At 66.1% G+C, this 15488-nt stretch carries 22 protein-coding genes; all 22 read left to right on the plus strand.

Features of this window, described 5'->3' with window-relative positions:
• Position 1 precedes the first annotated feature (1 nt).
• The 22 genes from ACZK1G_RS08915 (at position 2) to ACZK1G_RS09020 (ending at position 15470) form a co-directional block, all read left to right on the plus strand.
• Positions 2–298 carry a hypothetical protein gene (locus ACZK1G_RS08915; protein WP_100441492.1) on the plus strand — a complete coding sequence of 99 codons (297 nt, stop codon included), beginning with the start codon at positions 2–4 and terminating at the stop codon, positions 296–298.
• 29 nt (positions 299–327) lie between these two features.
• A complete protein-coding gene (locus ACZK1G_RS08920; protein ID WP_100441493.1) occupies positions 328–612 on the plus strand; it encodes a hypothetical protein in 285 nt (94 codons plus the stop codon).
• Entirely contained in the window at positions 609–1013 is a 405-nt protein-coding gene (locus ACZK1G_RS08925; RefSeq protein WP_100441494.1) for a hypothetical protein, read from the plus strand. The genes ACZK1G_RS08920 and ACZK1G_RS08925 overlap by 4 nt, the downstream gene beginning before the upstream one ends.
• Positions 1013–1552 carry a hypothetical protein gene (locus ACZK1G_RS08930; RefSeq protein WP_100441495.1) on the plus strand — a complete coding sequence of 180 codons (540 nt, stop codon included), beginning with the start codon at positions 1013–1015 and terminating at the stop codon, positions 1550–1552. Before ACZK1G_RS08925 ends, ACZK1G_RS08930 begins: the two co-directional genes overlap by 1 nt.
• A gap of 4 nt (positions 1553–1556) precedes the next feature.
• Positions 1557–2084 (plus strand): hypothetical protein, encoded by a 528-nt coding sequence (locus tag ACZK1G_RS08935; RefSeq protein ID WP_189719650.1) that lies wholly within the window; start codon positions 1557–1559, stop codon positions 2082–2084.
• A gap of 1 nt (position 2085) precedes the next feature.
• On the plus strand, positions 2086–2289 hold the full coding sequence (locus ACZK1G_RS08940; RefSeq protein ID WP_189719649.1) for a hypothetical protein: 204 nt from the start codon (positions 2086–2088) through the stop codon (positions 2287–2289).
• Positions 2289–3362: a hypothetical protein gene (locus ACZK1G_RS08945; protein WP_478448264.1), complete on the plus strand. Its 1074-nt coding sequence runs from the start codon at positions 2289–2291 to the stop codon at positions 3360–3362. The genes ACZK1G_RS08940 and ACZK1G_RS08945 overlap by 1 nt, the downstream gene beginning before the upstream one ends.
• 2 nt (positions 3363–3364) lie before the next feature.
• The gene (locus tag ACZK1G_RS08950) at positions 3365–3838 is read left to right on the plus strand and encodes a hypothetical protein (protein WP_478448266.1); all 474 of its coding nucleotides are present in this window, start codon (positions 3365–3367) and stop codon (positions 3836–3838) included.
• Positions 3839–3862: 24 nt separating this feature from the next.
• A complete protein-coding gene (locus ACZK1G_RS08955; RefSeq protein ID WP_189719646.1) occupies positions 3863–4471 on the plus strand; it encodes a terminase small subunit in 609 nt (202 codons plus the stop codon).
• A 3-nt stretch (positions 4472–4474) separates the two neighbouring features.
• Positions 4475–6028, plus strand: a complete 1554-nt coding sequence (locus ACZK1G_RS08960) for a terminase large subunit (RefSeq protein WP_189719645.1) — start codon at positions 4475–4477, stop codon at positions 6026–6028.
• The gene (locus tag ACZK1G_RS08965) at positions 6025–6303 is read left to right on the plus strand and encodes a hypothetical protein (protein ID WP_189719644.1); all 279 of its coding nucleotides are present in this window, start codon (positions 6025–6027) and stop codon (positions 6301–6303) included. Before ACZK1G_RS08960 ends, ACZK1G_RS08965 begins: the two co-directional genes overlap by 4 nt.
• 1 nt (position 6304) lies before the next feature.
• On the plus strand, positions 6305–6493 hold the full coding sequence (locus tag ACZK1G_RS08970) for a hypothetical protein (protein WP_046430104.1): 189 nt from the start codon (positions 6305–6307) through the stop codon (positions 6491–6493).
• Complete coding sequence (locus ACZK1G_RS08975) at positions 6490–6963, plus strand: hypothetical protein (RefSeq protein WP_189719643.1); 474 nt, start codon at positions 6490–6492, stop codon at positions 6961–6963. Before ACZK1G_RS08970 ends, ACZK1G_RS08975 begins: the two co-directional genes overlap by 4 nt.
• Positions 6963–9134, plus strand: a complete 2172-nt coding sequence (locus tag ACZK1G_RS08980; RefSeq protein WP_189719642.1) for a portal protein — start codon at positions 6963–6965, stop codon at positions 9132–9134. Before ACZK1G_RS08975 ends, ACZK1G_RS08980 begins: the two co-directional genes overlap by 1 nt.
• On the plus strand, positions 9121–10107 hold the full coding sequence (locus ACZK1G_RS08985) for a hypothetical protein (RefSeq protein WP_189719641.1): 987 nt from the start codon (positions 9121–9123) through the stop codon (positions 10105–10107). Before ACZK1G_RS08980 ends, ACZK1G_RS08985 begins: the two co-directional genes overlap by 14 nt.
• 5 nt (positions 10108–10112) lie before the next feature.
• Positions 10113–10328, plus strand: a complete 216-nt coding sequence (locus ACZK1G_RS08990; RefSeq protein ID WP_046430111.1) for a hypothetical protein — start codon at positions 10113–10115, stop codon at positions 10326–10328.
• Positions 10329–10405: 77 nt separating this feature from the next.
• A complete protein-coding gene (locus ACZK1G_RS08995) occupies positions 10406–11515 on the plus strand; it encodes a N4-gp56 family major capsid protein (protein ID WP_046430114.1) in 1110 nt (369 codons plus the stop codon).
• A gap of 71 nt (positions 11516–11586) precedes the next feature.
• Entirely contained in the window at positions 11587–12033 is a 447-nt protein-coding gene (locus ACZK1G_RS09000; protein WP_053463307.1) for a hypothetical protein, read from the plus strand.
• Between the two features lie 53 nt (positions 12034–12086).
• Entirely contained in the window at positions 12087–12644 is a 558-nt protein-coding gene (locus tag ACZK1G_RS09005; RefSeq protein ID WP_053504716.1) for a hypothetical protein, read from the plus strand.
• Between the two features lies 1 nt (position 12645).
• Positions 12646–13326, plus strand: a complete 681-nt coding sequence (locus ACZK1G_RS09010; protein ID WP_100449861.1) for a phage adaptor protein — start codon at positions 12646–12648, stop codon at positions 13324–13326.
• 1 nt (position 13327) lies between these two features.
• Positions 13328–14641 (plus strand): hypothetical protein, encoded by a 1314-nt coding sequence (locus tag ACZK1G_RS09015; protein WP_478448270.1) that lies wholly within the window; start codon positions 13328–13330, stop codon positions 14639–14641.
• A 196-nt stretch (positions 14642–14837) separates the two neighbouring features.
• Positions 14838–15470, plus strand: a complete 633-nt coding sequence (locus tag ACZK1G_RS09020; RefSeq protein WP_478448272.1) for a hypothetical protein — start codon at positions 14838–14840, stop codon at positions 15468–15470.
• The last annotated feature ends 18 nt before the right edge of the window (positions 15471–15488 follow it).

A 15488-nucleotide genomic window follows, 5' to 3' on the forward strand; every position in this document is an offset into this window, starting at 1 on the left:
CATGAAGCTGCGCCAGGCTCTCCCGATCGCGGCACTGATCCTGCTGGTGGGCTGCACGCAGCACCTGCAGCGTGTGCCGGCGCAGTGCGACGCGATGTGCTTCCGGCCGTGCGTCGACGCCGGCGAAGACACCGGCGTGCGTGTGACGGCCGATCCTGCCGCCGCGGACGCCTGGGACAGCATCGGCGGGGACGTGGTCGGCCAGCTGGCCGACAAGCTCCGCACCTGCGACGTGCGACGGAAGGCCTGCGAACAGTGCCTGCGCCGGCTCGACGCCAAGAACGTAATCCAGCTTTGATCGCCATCCCGACGCCATAGGAGAGCAGCATGTTGAACCAGCAAGCCGGCACAACCCCACTGGCGGACCCGCAGACCCCGATCGAATCCGCCGTGAAGGACTTGGCGCGGGCCCAGCAGGATCTGCACATCGCTGTCGAGCAGCTGGCGCTTCGCCTCGCGCCGGCGCTGGCAGAGGCGAAGCCCGACTCCCAGGCATCCACCGGACGTGCCGTCGGTGCGTCCCCGTTGCTCGAAGATCTGTTCAAGAGGCGAGACGCAGCTGCGCAGACCCTCGACTTCGTCAACGCACTGCACGCCCAGCTGACCCTGTGAGCCGGACGCCCGCCAGCTTCAGCCTCACGGTCGTGCGCGGCGCGACCTGGGAGGACGACTTCACCTACACCAACCCGGATGGGAGCCCGTTCGACCTGACCGGCTACCAGGCGCGGATGCAGGTGCGGACGCTGGCGGGCCAGTTCGGGCTGACCGAGGCCGACACCCTGGTCATGGAGCTCAGTACCGCGGCCGGTTCGCTGGTCATTGCCGATCCGTTGGACGGGATGGTCTCGATTACCGTGCCAGCGGTGGCCACCGAGGTGCTGAACCCGGCGAACGCACGCAAGGTGAAGCACTGCTACAGCCTGGAGCTGTTCAAGCCGGCGGGCGCGGATCCGGAGTACGTGATCCCGCTGGTGGCCGGCAAGGTCACGGTCCAGGGCGAGACGACACGCTGATGCCTGTGATTCGAGCCAGCGAGGGCGCGGCCCGCGTGATCGTGGTCGAGCGCCGCGGTGCCGTCGCCATTCGCGATCCCCGCACACCGATCGTCGCAACGGCCCGCCCGACACAGGTCGAGGCAATCCAGGCAGACACGCGGACGGTCGAGGTTGCAGCGCGCGGCGCGCAGGGCCCGGCCGGTCCGGCCGGCACCTCGCCAGAAGCGACGTACCCAGTTGGCCAGCCGATCCATGGTCACCGCGTGGTTCGCCTGGACAACGGCAAGGCCTATCACCCGGACACGGCGGTGCTGGAACACGCGCAGGCCTGCATTGGCATCGCCCTGCAGTCGGCCAACAGCGGCGAGGTCGCGGTGCGCCTGGCCGGCACGATCGAGGAAGCCAGCTGGACCTGGCGCGACGGCGCGGTGTGGTGCGGCACCGACGGCGCGCTCACGCAAGCCCCGGGCACCACCGGCTGGTTGTTGTGCGTTGGCCGGGCGCTCAACGCCACCACCCTGATGATCGACTTCGACTCACCCATTGCGCGGATCTGAACCCATGGCCGACAAGACCCTGCAGCTCAAGAACAACATCACCACTGAGGTCGAAGGCGTCACCGCGTCAGCTGGTGCTGCCGATGCCGGCAAGATCGCGGCCCTGGGCCCGGATGGCCGCTTCGACGACTCGCTGCTGCCGGCTGGCATTGGCGCAGACACCAAGATCTACCCGGCCAGCGAGGTGCTGGCCGCCGGCGACTACGTGAACATCTGGGACGACGCCGGCACGGCCAAGGTGCGCAAGGCCGATGCCAGCGCTGCGAACGCAGGCAAGCGCGCCCATGGCTTCGTGCGCGCCGGCGTCGGCGCCATCGGCAGCGACGCCACCGTCTACTTCGAAGGGCCGAACAGCTCGCTTTCGGGTCTGTCCCCCGGGGCGACCTACGTGCTGAGCCACACCACGCCGGGCGGTGTTGTGCCGCTGGCGTCGGGGACGACCACGGCGGGTCACATCCTGCAGGTCCTGGGCGTGGCCACCGACGTGGGCGAGATCAACGCCGAGATCGGTAACCCTGTGGTCAGGGCCTGATATGGCAGCGCGCCGCCCGCTTGTGCTGGATGCGAGCAATCGCACCAGGGAGCTGCCCGCCGACGACATCTTGATCGGTGTTCCACTGCAGGTCGCGGTTGGGCTCCGGGCTGGCGGGGTGTTCAACATCGCGCTGACCTCGACCTACACGATGACGATCGGCTTGCGCGCAGGCGGCACGTTCAACGTACAGGCGACCACCTGATGGCTACCCGCACTCCACTCATCCTCAACCAGACCACGGCCCGTATCGAGGAGATGGCCGCTGCTGACACGATCCCCGGTACGATGATCGAAGGACTGGTCGGCCGAAACGCGCTGATCAACGGCGACTTCCGTTTCTGGCAGCGTGGCGCGAATTTCCCGGCTGCAGCCGGACAGCGATATACGTCGGATAGGTGGCAGGCCAACGCCACCGGGTCGACTATTTGGATTCAGCGGGTCGACATTCCTCCTGGCGGCGGCACTGTGCCGATGCTCCAGAAGTCGAAGCACATGCTCCAAGCGATCGTCAGTAGCGTCGCTGGGGCCTCCAACTTCGCGCTGATTCAGCAGCGTATCGAGGGTGTTCGCCAGCTGTCCGGTAAGACTGTGACGGTCAGCTTCAAAGCCAAGGCCAGTGCCGCCGATTTCAAGGTTGGCGTAGAGTTTCAGCAATCATTCGGCGCTGGCGGCTCTGCTGGTGTCGATAGTTTGAACGCGTCGGTCACGCTTGGCACTGACTGGCAGCAATTCGCCGTCCAGATCGCAGTCCCGACCGTGGTTGGTAAAACGATCGGCGACAATGACTACCTCCAGCTCAGCTTCTGGTTGGACGCAGGCGCGAATCTCGCCGGACGCTCTCTCAACGCAGGCCAAAAAAGCGGGACAGTCAGCATTACGGAAGTACAGGTCGAAGACAGCATCATCGCCACGCCTTTTGAGTTTCGCCCCGACGCTCTCGAACTGATGCTGTGCTACAGGTACTGCTATCTATACAGTCAGGACTCGGGCAACGCTTTTACCCTCGCCATGGTTCTTAACCCAACCACGGTGCTGGGGTTCATTAACTTTGCAATCCCCATGCGTGTGACACCATCCGCACAGAACGTGGGGGACACCCCCAGCGTGACGGATGCTTCTGGCGGCAATCGCCCATTTGTCGCTCAGAACCTGATCCCCATAGGCACTAACCGATTGGCAGTCACCGTGCAAAGTTCCGGGCTGACTTCCGGCCAGTCCGCCTACCTTGGTTCGCGAGGAAGCGGGTACAAAGTCCTACTTGATGCGGAGCTTTGATCGTGTATCAGCTTACTGAAAACCCTGATGTGATCCGCTGCATCGAAACCGGCGCGTTCATCCCACGCGGCCATCGCATGTGGGACGAATATCAGCAGTGGCTGGACGAAGGCAATACACCACTCCCGATCCCGCCGCCCTACGAGCTGCACTCGCCCGAGCACTACCGCGCAATCCGCGCTGCAGCTTGGGAGTGGATGGCATCTGTTGTGCAGGATCGCGGATACGACAGCATCGAGACGTGCGTTGGCTACTTCAACAGTGGCGTGGATCGCTACCGTCTGGAGGCCCACGCCATGGTGGCATGGCGCGATGCAGTGAATCAGGCGCTGGAAGCGCTCGTCGTATCTCCGCCCGCAGGTATCGAGACCTGGGAGCAGGTGCGACCACTGCTACCCCAACCGTCCCAGTTCAACTGGCCGTCCAGCGTCGAACTCCCGCTCGGGGTAGGTGACGGCCCTGCAGTGCAACGTTGATCCAATCTGAGAGGAACCCAGCCTGTGGCCGGAAAGATTGACCCGGCGACGGGCCTGCAGGACCAGCAACGGCGGTTCGCGGACGAGTACCTGGTCGATTTCAACGGCACTGCGGCCTACATGCGCGCCGGCTACAAGGCCACCGGTGCCGCGGCCAGCGCCGCCGCAGCGAGGCTGCTGGCCAACTCCAAAGTGCAGGCCTACCTGGCCAGCAGGAAAGAAGAGCTGCTGCTGTCGCAGCGGGTCGATCAGGAAGCGGTGCTTGCCCGGCTGGCCTTCATGGCCCTGGGTGACATCCGCACCCTGTTCGATCAGCACGGCAACCTGAAGCCGATGAGCGAGCTCACTGCGGAAGAGGCCAGCCTGGTCCAGGGTGTGGAGGTGTTCGAAGAGTGGGAGGGGCGAGGCGACGAGCGGCGCGCCGTCGGCCTGACCAAGAAGATCAAGCTGGTCAGCCGCCTCGATGCGGTCAAGACCTTGGGTACGCACTTCGGCATGTTCGCAAAGAAGGTCGAGCACACCGGCAAGAACGGTGGTCCGATCGAGAGCCAGACGCGGATCCTGGGCGACGTGATGGACCTCATCGACGGATCAGATACCGGCCCCGGCCCGGCGACGTCGCGGAGCAAGTAGGCCGTGGAGGAACTTAGCGACCAGGACGCCAGCCGAATCATCGAGAAGCTGGGCGATCGGTGGTGGCGGCTGAACAACCTGTACTACATCACCGACAAGTTCGGTCGACGGGTGCAGTTCAAGCTGAACGAGGTGCAGGCGGACCTCGACGACAACCTGCACACGTTGAACCTGGCGCTGAAGTCGCGCCAGCACGGCATCACGACCTGGGCCTGCATCCGCGCCTTGGACATGGCGCTGTTCAAGAAGAACACCAAGGCCGGTGTGGTCGCCCATACCGCCGGCGATGCCGCCAAGTTCTTCCGCAGCAAGGTGCTCTACGCCTACGACAACCTGCCGGACTGGCTGAAGAAGATCCGGCCGGCAGTCCGGCGCGACATGCGCGACGGCGTCCTGGAGCTGGCCAATGGATCCAGCATCGAGGTCTCGGTTTCCCACCGCGGCGGCACGCTGACGTTCCTGCATATCTCCGAGTACGGCCCGATGTGCGCCATGTACCCGGAGCGGGCAGGGGAGGTGGCTTCCGGTGCGCTGAATGCGATCGCCTCCGGCAACATCGTGGTGATCGAGTCGACCGCCTATGGCGCCGCCGGCGACTTCTACGAGCGCTGCCAGACGGCGATCGAGCTGGACCGGCAGATCCGCGCCGGCACGGCCAAGCTGACGGCGATGGACTACCGCTTCCACTTCTATCCGTGGTTCCGGGATCCGATCAACGAGCTCGACCCGGACGGCGTCACGCTCACCGCCGAGGACGAGGCCTACTTCGCCAAGGTCGAGGCGGAGATGAACTACACGCTGCGGCCCGAGCAGAAGGCCTGGTACGTCAAGAAGGCGGCCGAGCAGCGCGACAAGATGAAGCGGGAGCACCCCAGCACGCCGGAAGAGGCCTTCCAGGCGAGCACTGAAGGTGCGTACTACGGCAAGGAAATGGCTGCCGCCGACAGCAGCGGGCGGATCACCGATCTCCCGATCAACCCGCAGGTGCCCATCCACACCTTCTGGGACATCGGGCGCAGCGATGCGACGAGCATCTGGTTCATGCAGGAGAACGGCCCCTGGCTGGACTTTGTCGATTTCTACGAGAACTCCGGCTTCGGCGTGGCGCACTACGCCAAGGTGCTCAAGGAACGCGGTTACCTGTACGGCAAGCACTACTGGCCCCACGACGGTGCCAACGAGGACTGGTCCGCCAACGAGAACCGGGTTCAGGTGGCCGGAAAGCTGGGGATCAAGCCGATTGTTGTGGTGCCCCGGATCAACGACATCACCGAGGGCATCGACATGGTGCGCAACATGCTGCCGCGCTGCCGGTTCGACAGGGTCCGGTGCGGCCCACCCAAGGCAGGCCAGGGCCGCGGAGGGCTGGAAGCCCTGCGACGCTACACCAAGGTCTGGAACGAGAAGACCGAAACGTATTCCGACCTCCCATTCCACAACTGGGCCAGCAATCCTGCCGACGCGTTCCGGCAGGCGGCCCAGGGCTATGTCAGCAGCAGCGGCCGTCGCGTGGGCGAGTCGCGCGGCACGACCAACGACAACTGGAGAACTGCATGAGCGTTTCCCCCCGCGAGCGGAACCAACCCACCACGGTCGAGCTGGTCGACCTGCTGTCGATGCTGGTGGCCGCCGCTGATGAAGGGCAACTGGTAAGCGTCGCTTTCATGTTGCGATCGCCGGAAGGCGACACGATGGTCGACTACCGCGGTAACCACGAGCTGAGCGAGCTCACCGCTCGTACCGTCCTGCAGCGCATTGCCCAGGACGTTGCCGGCACCCATCCGGCGATCGCCGCGCAGATCACCTCCGACCTGGCCAGGAAGGCGAACTGACGTGGAAGACCGTGACGTCGAGCAGCTGGCCATCCACCTGCAGCAGGCCCGCGCCTACGCGCGGTACCTGCCAGGGGGCGAGAACCACGGCAGCCTGGTCGAGGACCACGTCCTGTCACCGGACCAGGCCGCAGCGGCGGTTGTGGAAGAGCTGGACGCAGCCCTGGAACTGCTGGGAGCAGAAGCATGAGCGCCGGGGTCGAGCTCGCCCCGGATGGCTTCGTGTGGTGTGGCAAGAAGGGGGACCTCACCCTCTACCTGACCCACATCGTGCGCGATGGCGACGACGATGCGGCCCTCTATATCCGGAACGAAAACCGCCGCGTCGAGGGTGTGAACCCCGTGACCGGGATGATCGCCTATGGCAGCCCGGCCTACCTGGTGCCGTTCCGCGACTTCTGGATCTTCCGGCCGGAGGACAGGGATCGGGGCCGGCACCACCACATCGGCGACATGGTCGCCCGCCTGCAGAACGCCTCGGTCGCGCTCTACGGCCTGGACGTGCCGGCCTACCGCCACCGCATCCACGACGCGATCCTCGAATTCTGCGAGGACGTGAAGAATCTGCGGCCGCCGGCGGAGCAGACGCGGGAGCAGTGGCTCGGCGAGATGGCCCGGATGGGGATCCAGATCAAGATCAACGGGCAGAAGGTGAACTGATGCAGACGATCGAGAACTTGCGCAGCGAGCCGGCTTACGACCCCGGCGCTGCAGACGTGGCCACCGCGGCGCCGCCGGACGTGGAAGGCCACCCGCTGGACAGCCTGGAGAACCGCCGCCTCCACGCGAAGGTCCTGGACTACTGGTACACGGCCCTCGATGCGTTCTACGACAACCGCATCGAGCAGATGCTCGACTACGACTTCTATGACCACATCCAGTGGTCGGAGGAAGACCGCGCTGTCCTGGCTGCCCGGCACCAGGCTCCACTGACCTACAACAAGATCAAGATGGCCATCGACTGGGTCATCGGCACGGAGCGACGCACTCGCATCGATGGCGTGGTGCACCCCCGCGCGGAGGACGACGTCGACATTGCCGCGGTGAAGTCGGAGCTGATGAAGTACCTCAGCGACACCAACCGCGTGCCCTGGGCGCGTAGCCAGGCCTTCAAGGATGCCGCGATCGCCGGGTGCGGCTGGACCGAGGAATCGATCCGGACCGACCGCGCGGACGAGCCGGTGATGGTGGGCCACATTCCCTGGCGGCAGATGCGTCGGGATCCGGTCAGCCGGGCGCTGGATCTGAGCGACTGTCGTTTCCTGCTGCGGGAGAAGTTCGCGGACCTCGACTACGCCGAGGCAATGTTCCCGGACCGCATTGAACTGGTGAACCGGGCGGCCCAGGACCACTACGACGGCGACAACGGCGCCTTCGACGAAGAGCTGGACCTTCCCCAGGTCTTCCGCCGCTACGACAGCCGCGGCCATACCGTGACCGGCCGTCGCATCACCGGCAGGGCCTCCCTGGATAGCCGTTGCCGCTTGCGGGTCCGTCTGATCGAGTGCTGGTTCAAACGCCCGGTCGCACACAAGCGCCTGTGGGGCGGCGAGTTCCGGGGCGATCGCTTCGACCCGAACAACCCCGACCACCAGGCGGCGCTGGCAGCAATGAAGGGCCAGGCCTCGCCGGTCTACTCGCTCTCCGACGCCGTGGTCGAGGAAATGTGGTGTGCGATCTTCACCGAAGGCGGACTGCTGCAGCTCAAACGCAGCCCGTTCCGACACGGTCGGTTCCCCTACACCCCGTACTGGTGCTATCGCCGCAACCGCGATGGCATGGAATACGGTTTGGTCCGCGGCGTGCGCGACTCGCAGGAAGACCTGAACAAGCGCATGAGCAAGTTGCTCTGGGCGCTGAGCACGAATCAGCTGTTCTATGAGGATGGCGCCATCGATGAGGACCGCATCGAGGAAGTGAAGCGCGAAATCGCCAAGCCCAACGGCGTGATCCCGCTGAAGAACAATGGACTTGCCAGGATCAAGGTCGAGCGCAACCTCGATGTGGCCGAGGCTCAGATCAAGCTGCTGGAGCTGGATGCAGCGCATATCCACGACGGCTCCGGTGTGAACCGGGAACTGCTTGGCCGTGAGACCAACGCGGCCAGTGGCAGGGCGATCCTGGCCAAGCAGCAGGAAGGTGCCGTGAGCACCGCGGAGCTGTTCGACAACTACCGTCTGGGCATCCAGCTCAGCGGCGAAAAGCAGCTGTCCCTCACCGAGCAATACATGACTGAGGAACGGCAGTTCCGGATCGTCGGGGAGCGCAAGGGGCTGGACTGGCGGGTGATCAACCAGCTGCGCCTGGACACGCTCAACAACGTCTGGGTGGTGGACAACGACATCAGTCGCAACCAGGCCGACTTCATCGTCGACCAGCAGGACTTCCGCGAATCGATGCGTCAGGCCTTTGCCGAGCAGTTCTTCGACATGCTGGGCAAGCTGCCACCGGAGATGTCCATCCAGCTGCTGGACCTGGCCTTCGACATGATCGATATGCCTGGCAAGGACGAGGTGGTGCAGCGTATCCGCAAGATCACCGGCCAGTCGGACAACGACCAGGACGTCGACAGTCCCGAGGCGCAGGCCCGCCAGCAGCAGGAAGCACAGGACCGCGAGGTCGCCCTGCGCGAGCGCATGGCCAAGGTCGGACTGGACGAGGCCAAGCGCGAAGAGATCATGGCCAAGGCCAAGGCTTTGCAGATCAAGACCAAGGGTGACGCGCTCAACGTTGCCGAGTTGATCGAGATCCTGCTCCCACTCGCTCCGGCGGCCGATCGCCTCCTGAGCACCCAACAGACCCCCGAGGAAACCTCTCATGCAGCAGCCTGACAACGCGGGCCAGCAGTCGCTGGCCGCGAACGAACTGGAAATGACGGAGGGCGAGCGTGCGGCGCTGGCCAGCGCTGATGGTGCCGCCCCTGGCGATGCCGCCGCCGCAACGGGCACCCCCGATGCGCCGGCCGCCGCTGCCGCAACCGCCGCGCCGGCGGCCGAAGCCTCAGCTGCCCCAGCAGCCGCTCCAGCGGACGGTGCGGCGCAGCCTGACGCCGCCGCTGCCGCGGCAGCCGCTGCGGAAGGGGCGGTCGCTGCGGCGCCGGCAGCGGCCGAGCCGCCGCCGGCCACCCCCTTCGTGCCGACGTATGCAGCCGACGAGCGCGACTATGGCAAGGAAATCGGCGACATCAACGGCAAGCTGCAGGCCCTGAAGGAGAAGTACAAGGCCGGCGACGTGGAGGATGAGGCCTACGAGCAGCAGTACGAGGATCTGCGCGACGAGCGCAGCCGCGTCGAGCGCGCCCAGGACATCGCCGCCCTGCAGCAGCAGCTCAGTCAGCAGAATGCCGACCAGTCCTGGGCGTACCTGCAGCGCCAGTTCCTGTCCCGCCCGGAGAATGCCGCGATCGCCGCAAGCCCGATCCGCTTCGCCGCGTGGGAGCAGGCGATGCAGTCGGTGGTCAACGACGCCGCAGCTTCTGGTCGCCAGCTCACCGACTGGGACATCCTGGCTGGTGCGCGCGATCTGCTGGTGACCGAGGGCCTGCTGCAGGCTTCCACTGCCGCGACCGCCCCGCCGGTGGCGCAGGCGCCGGCAAAGCCGGACCGCAGCGCACCGCTGGCCGATGTGCCGGCCACGCTGAGCACCGTGCCCGCGGCGGCTGACCCGACCTCCCGATCGACCGCCGATGCTGCTGCTGGCATGGACAACATCGAGGACATCGAGTCGTTCCTGGCCGGAAAGTCGGAGAGTGAGCGCGATCGCATCCTGCGTGATGTGCCGGGCTCCTTCGTGGCGGACAACTGAGCCCCATGCCCAAGCTGCACACCACCCTGGAGCCTGGCGACGTGGTCCTGATCCCGTCGGGGTCAGGCGCGTCGATCACCTTCACCGAGAAGAGCGGCAAGCGCTCGCGCGTGATCATCGAATCCAACACCCCGGTGACCATCACCCGAGCCGGTGAGCAGCAACCTACTGGCGGCGTGCTGCAGCGCGTGGCGCGCCGGCCTACGCCCACTACGGGCTGAACATCCTCAAAACCTGCGCAGTAGTGCGGGTCAACGACAGAGGCGCAGAAGTGCCGTGATCTCCCTGGAGAAGCAACATGGCACAGACGATCGTGGGTCTGAACGACCCCAAGGCCCGGAAGCTGTGGTCTGCGGACCTCATGGTTTCGGTATCCAAACAGTCCTACTGGACGCGCAAGATGATGGGCAAGGGGTCGGAGACCTCGATGCCGGTCATGCTGCAGACCGACCTGGAACAGGAAGCGGGCGACACCATCAGCTACGACCTGTCCGTGCAGCTGTCCGGTGGCGTCATCGAAGGCGACCAGAAGGCCGAGGGCAAGGGCGAGAAGCTCGACTTCTTCACCGACAAGGTCTTCATCGACCAGGCCCGTAAGCCGGTCAGCTGCGGTGGTCGTATGAGCCGCAAGCGCACCGTCCACGACCTGCGCAAGGTCGGCCGCAACCGCCTGACCGAATTCTGGGCGCGCTTCTACGACGAGCTCTTCTTCATGTACGGCTCGGGCGCCCGCGGCATCAACGAGGATTACAACGTCCCGCTGAACTACGCCGGTCGCGCAGGCAACCCGTTCGAGACGCCTGACAGCTCGCACATCTTGTTCGGCGACGGCGCCAGCAAGGCATCGCTGACCGCGGCCGGCAAGATGAGCCGTGTCCTGATCGAGCGCGCCAACACCAAGGCCGCTTCGCAGGGCGGCGGCTCGACCCAGGTGGCGGAGATCCAGCCGATCACCATTGCCGGCGGCGAGCACTTCGTCACCGTCATGCACCCGTTCCAGGCGCATGACCTGAAGACCTCCACGGATCCGGGCAACTGGCTGGACATCCAGAAGGCGGCTGCAGCTGCCGAAGGTGCCAGCAACCCGATCTTCAAGGACAACCTGGGCATGATCGGCAACACGATCCTGCACAAGCACAAGTCCGTGGTGCGCTTCGGGGACTACGGCGCCGGTGGCAACGTTGCAGCGGCTCGCGCGCTGTATCTGGGCCGTCAGGCCCTGGTGCTGGCCTTCGGTTCGCCGGGCAACGGCCTGCGCTTCGACTGGTCCGAGGTTCCGCTCGACCACGGCAACGACATCGAGATCTGCGCCGGCGCCATCTTCGGCATCAAGAAGACGCGCTTCAACGGCAAGGACTTCGGCACGATCGCCCTGGATACCGCCGCGGCCGATCCGAACCCGCAGTAAGCCTCACACCAAGAGCCCCGGCATGCCGGGGCTCTTGCGTTCAGAACTCACATCCTTCGCAGGAGAAATCCATGTCCACGAAACTCGCAATTGGCCGCAACAGCGGCGCATCGTCGCCGGCCGCCGGCCTGCTGGTGGTCAACGACTACAGCTGGCCGGTTGAAGCCGGTGCGGATGGCGATCTGGTGTTGGTCGGTGAGCTGCCGGCCAACCACAAGCTGCACAGCCAGGGCTCGGGCCTGTTCGCCAAGCTGGACGCCGGCGGCAAGCTGGCCGCGCAGAACGTCACGGTCTTCATCCCTGACGCGATCGACGGCGCCTCTGCGGCCGGCAATACCGTCATTGCGCCGACCGCAGTGGTTGCCGATACCGCGGCCTTCATCCCGATGTCCCTGCACCTGATCGCCGAGGGCTTGGGCTCGAAGCCGGTGAACCGCCCGGTTTACGTGAAGCTCAATACCGCCCCCGGAGCTCAGCAGGGCGAGCTGATCCTGCGCCTGGCTGCCTTCCCGGCCTGAGCCCCCAACCGTAGCGGGGCTGCGCCTGCAGCCCCGCCTACCAGGAGCATCCCATGCTGATTGCATGCAAGTTCAAGCGCCCGAAAGCACCCGTTGAACTGGACGGCAACGTGTACTTCTTCGTGCCGATCGATCCCGCCAATGCCGATTCGGAGCACGTCGCCGACGTCGAGAACTCCGACCACATCCAGCGGTTGCTGGGCATCCCGGAGGCCTACTACATCGCCCGGGCCCAGAGCCTGCAGACCGCCACCAAGCCGGTACCGCCGGTCGCCCCCGTTGCAGAGCAGGATTCGCCGCCGCCGCCGGCTGGCGGCAGCACCGGTGCCGGTACCGACGCCGGCGGATCGGACACCACGACCGGCACCGACGCCGGCAGCAACGAACCGCCGGCCGGCGCCAGCGTGGCCGCCACCCTGCCGCCGGAGATCGTTGAGGCCGCGGCCCAACTGAACGGCCTGAGCTGGCAGAAGCTGAAGGCCGAGTTGGCCAAGGGCGGCATCGCCAAGGTTGTGATCAAGGCTGCCCTCGACCTGGAGCTGGCCAAGCCGGAGCCCGACCAGCGCAGCACCACCCTGAAGGTGCTGAGCCAGGCGCTCGAGGAAGCCTGACGTGGAGGCGCGCACCCTCAGCCAGTTGATCGAGGAATGCCGGGAAGAGCTCGACGACGACGTGGCTCCCTACCTGTGGAGTGACGCCGTGCTGACCCGGCACCTCAACGAAGCTGTGGAAGAGGCGTGCATTCGGGCGCGGCTGCTCGTGGAGAGTGGCCGCCCCGATATTTGCCACATCAATCTGGAGCCGGGCCGGGCCGACTACCCGCTTCATCCGACCGTGTACGTGGTCCGGCGCGCGGTGCTGGCCAGCAACCTGTCCGACCCGCTCTGCAGGACCACCAGCGCCGCCCTGGACGGACGGCACCACCACTGGCGTACCGAGGCAGGGCGCCCGGAATACCTGGTGCGCGATCGACAGGCGCGCGAGGTGTCGGTGAGCCCGGTGCCTGCGGAAGTCGATGTCCTGCAGCTCACGCTCTGGCGCGTGCCGGAGGCCGCCGAGGCGATGGAAGACAGCGAGGACGAGCCGGTAATCGATGCCATCCACCACCGGAAGCTGGTGCACTGGGCCTGCTGGCGGGCCCTGAACAAGCGCGATTCGGAGCAGCGCAGCACCGCGGACGCCGACCGACACCTCGCACTGTTCGAGAGCTACTTCGGCGAGCGGCCCACCGCGCGCGCGCTGCAGCAGCTATCGATCGATCCCGCCACCGGCACCCAACCCATGTGGTTCTGACATGCCCGTTCGCGATGACGACCTCCGCCCAGCAGGCCCCTGGCCCCTGGGCATCAACAACGTGGCCGGAGAAGGGGCGCTGCCGACCGATGAGAACGGGATCCCGCGCGCGCTGCGTGAGGCGGACAACGTCGACCTGGACGCAGCCGGTCGGCCGCAACGCCGGCGCGGGCATCAGCGTTTCCGGCCCGGTGCCCTGACCCATTCGCTGTGGAGCCATGACCACCTGCAGTACGGGTTCTTCGTCGATGGCGGTCAGCTTCATGCCCTGCATGAGGACGAACGCGTGGAAGCGCTTGGCATCGACGTCGGCCTGGACCCGCTGAGCTACACGCTGATTGGCGATCGCGTCTTCTACAGCAACAGCAGTTCCTGCGGTGTGCTCGACATCGACCTGCAGGTGCATTCCTGGTCGCCTGAGCACCCAGCGGGCCAGCCGGTACTGGCGCCGTCCGCAGCAAGTGCACTGGCGCCTGGGCAGTACCAGGTCGCGGTGACGTTTATGGATCGGCTCGGCCGTGAGTCGGGTAGCACGCTGGCCGCAGTGATCGACATTGCCGAGGGCGGCGGGTTCGAGCTGAGCGACATTCCGCTGCCAGTGGCGCCGGACACGGCTTCGGTCGCGGTGTACGTCTCCGGGCCGAACGACCAGGTGCTGCGGCAGTACGTCATCCTGCCGGCCGGCACCCGCTCGGCGCCGGTGCTGTCTGCCGGCGAGGGCAGGGCCCTGACCACTCAGTTCCTCCGCCCGCTGCCGCCGGGCCACATCGTGCGTGGTGCGCACGGCCGGCAGTTCGTAGCCAGTGGCCAGGAGGTGCTGTGGTCGGAGCCGCTGCGATACGGCATGTTCCGGCCGTCGACCAACCGCATGCGCTTCAACGCACCGATCGACCTGATGGAACCCATCGGCGACGGACTGCAGGATGGCGCCGGCCTCTACGTCGCTGCCGGCGCGCGGACCTACTGGTACGCAGGCGCCGACCCGAAGGACTTCAGCCAGGCAGTGGCGCGCGGTAGCGGCGCGGTGCCTGGCTCGGCCATGGTCGTCAATGGCGACGTGGTGGGGCTGCAGTCGGCGGCACCGGTGCTGGTCTGGCTTGCCCGCGACGGCTACTTCTGCATTGGACTGCCGGGCGGCCAGGTGCAGGTGCTGAAGAAGGGTGAGGCAGTCGTCGACGATGCCGATCATGCAGCGCTGCTGCTGCGTCAGCAGGACGGACTGAGCCAGCTCGTGGCCGCGCTGCGGGCACCCAAGGGCCAGGCGCTGGCCGTCACCGACCGGGCAGTCGCCCACGTCATCCACCGAGACCCCTGAGCCATGGCTGTGTTGGCCAAGCCAGACGACGTGAAGCGTCGCCTGGAGATCTGCCGTGCGTGTCCGAACGTCGAACGGCTCGGACGCCGCCTTTTCCTGCGCTGCAGCCTCTGCAGCTGTCCCCTGGCAAGCAAGACCCGATTCCAAGGGGCTTCCTGCCCCGCGGGCAAATGGTAACCACCGAAGGAGCAAACCGATGAAGATCATGAAGGCCCTGCAGAACCTGGGCACGGTGGGGCGCGACGCCATTCGCGCAATCCGCCGGCACAAGTACGAGCTGTCCGAGGCGGGCATCTACATTCCCGCGGCGCGCGCGACCATCGGCGGCACGTTCCGGCATGCCCACGCCACTGCAGGCGGGGAGTTCGGTCCGTGGCAGGTGGACCCGAATCGACTGGTCAAGGAGGGCCTGAACTACATCCTCAACACCGCACTCGGGGGCACCAGCCAGCAGACAGCCTTCTACCTGGCGCCATTCGCGGGCAACGTGACGCCGGCAGCGGACTGGAAGGGATCAACCTTCAAGGACGTGGCCACCGAGTTCACGGGGTACACCAACAACAGCCGTCTGCCCTGGACCACCGCACCCTCGACGGCTGAGGCGATTGGCAATAGCGCCGCCCTTGCCGCCGCGACGCTGGTCTACTCGGCAGGCGGGCCCTACAACCTCTACGGCATCGGCCTGCTGACGGGCTCGGCCAAGGGCGCTACGGCGAACATCCTGATCGCCGCCACCCGCTTCGCAACGCCGCGCACCAACCAGCTCGCCGGCGACAAGCTGGCGCTGGAATACGTGCTGTCGGCCAAGGACGAGGGCGACGTCACCTGATGAGCGGGCCGCGGTACA

The organism is Stenotrophomonas sp. 109824_Sma, assembly GCF_056480025.1.